Source organism: Streptomyces thermoalcalitolerans, assembly GCF_039525155.1.
Classification (GTDB): Bacteria; Actinomycetota; Actinomycetes; order Streptomycetales; family Streptomycetaceae; genus Streptomyces; species Streptomyces thermovulgaris.
The window spans coordinates 1-1,815 of record NZ_BAAAHG010000122.1 but is presented as its reverse complement, the minus strand read 5'-3'; the positions used below and the strand labels follow the sequence as shown (position 1 = coordinate 1,815).

Annotated in this window: 1 protein-coding gene and 1 pseudogene; one reads left to right on the top strand and one right to left on the bottom strand. The window is 74.9% G+C overall.

From position 1 onward, the window contains the following. Positions 1 to 739, bottom strand: a 739-nt coding sequence (folP, locus tag ABD224_RS29060) for a dihydropteroate synthase (protein WP_344055279.1), incomplete at its 3' end; no start/stop codon positions are given. 293 nt (positions 740 to 1,032) lie between these two features. Between folP and ABD224_RS29055 the strand changes: the two are divergent. Then, positions 1,033 to 1,815 (top strand): annotated as a pseudogene (locus ABD224_RS29055) (hypothetical protein); the annotation flags it as partial.

Sequence of the window (1,815 nt, the reverse complement as noted above, 5' to 3'; positions counted from 1 at the left end):
CGTCGCGCTCGCGCGCGGGCGGCGGCGTGCCGTCGGGGCCGGCCAGCACCCGGCCGAGGAACCGCTTGCGGGAGGCGGCGACGAGGACCGGATGGCCCAGGCCCTGCAGACGGTCGAGGTGGGCCAGGAGCGCCAGGTCGTGCTCGGCCTCCTTGGAGAAGCCGAGGCCGGGGTCGACGATGACGCGGTCGGCGGCGACACCGCCCTCCAGGACGGCCTCCACCCGCGCGCGCAGTTCGTCGACGACTTCGGTGACGACGTCGTCGTACACCCCGCGGATGGTGTCGCCCTCCAGGAAGCCGCGCCAGTGCATCACGACGAACGGGACGCCCGCGTCCGCGACCATCGGGACCATCGCGGGGTCGGCGAGGCCGCCGCTGACGTCGTTGACGAGGACGGCGCCCGCCGCGAGCGCCTGCTCGGCGACGCTGGCGCGCATGGTGTCCACGGAGATCGTGACGCCCTCGGAGGCGAGCCCGCGGACGACGGGGATGACACGCCGCAGCTCCTCGGCCTCGTCGACGCGGGTGGCACCGGGACGGGTGGACTCGCCTCCCACGTCGATCAGGTCCGCGCCCTGGGCGACGAGGTCCAGGCCGTGCTTGACGGCGGTGCTCGTGTCGAACCAGCGGCCGCCGTCGGAGAAGGAGTCGGGGGTCACGTTCACGACCCCCATGACCGCGCATCGGTCCCATGCCGGAAGGCCCGCCACACGGCCGCGCCCGCTGTGCTTGCTCATGCCTTCAGCGTAGGCCCCGCGCCCGGCCGCACCATCCGCGGCCCGAGTGACGCCGTCCCGTCGGCTCCGGACGCTCGCCGGGCAGGTCCCGCGGGGGTGGTCGGACAGGTCCCGCAGGGGTGGTCGGACAGGTCCCGCGGAGGACGAGCCCCGCCCCGCGAACCCTTGAACGATCTTGCTGAAGCGAAGGCAAAGGCGGCCGGAATTCCCTTTGCCGTACGAAGGTTTCGGTCCGGCCGCCTTTTTGCCGGGCGGTCTGCCGCGACTGCTCCATGCGCGGTAAGTTTCTGGCCATGTCACGTGGACGTCACCGCCATTCCCCGCCTCTGCACAGGCTTCTGCCTCCTTCGGCGATCGCCGGCGTCTCACTCGTCTGCGCGCTGACGCCCTGGGTGTTCACGGACGTGACCGTGCTGCGAACGCTCGCCGCGGTCGCCGCGGCGACGGCGGTCACCGGTGCGGTCGTCATGCGTCGCTGGGACCTGCAGGCCGGCCGGCAGGTGGCCGACCTCACGCGCGCGCGTGCGAGCGACGAGTGGCGCTTCGAGGAGCGCGTCGCCGAACTCGAGATGGAACTCGAGGAGGCGCGCGAGCTGCGCAGCCGGCTGGAGCAGAAACTGCGGGCGAGGCGTACGGAGCTGGCGGGGCTGCGCAACGAGCACGCGGCCCTGCTGCGGCGGTACGCCACGGCGGAGACCGAGCGCGCGAGCGCCCTGGAGGGCCGCCGCCTGCTGGAGATCGAGGCCGCCCCCGAGGTCCCCGCACTGCCCGCCGCGCAGTCGGCCGGCCCGGAGGACGGGCCGGGGACCGGGACCTTCGCCCTGTTCTCCCCGGAGGGCGCCGAGCTGTTCCTGCGGGCCCGGGCGGCGCTGTCACGGCTCGGCACGGACGGCACGAACACGGATGCGGCCGCCGCGGCCGATGCGGCCGAGACCGGAGCCCACGAGGCCTCGCCGGAGGCCGCCGGCGGTGTCGTGGACAGCCCCGAGGGAGAGGGCGGCCCCGAGGCGCGGCCCGGGGCGGCCGGCACGCACGCGCCCCTGCCCGCCGCCACGACCGAGCAGCCGGCCGGAGAG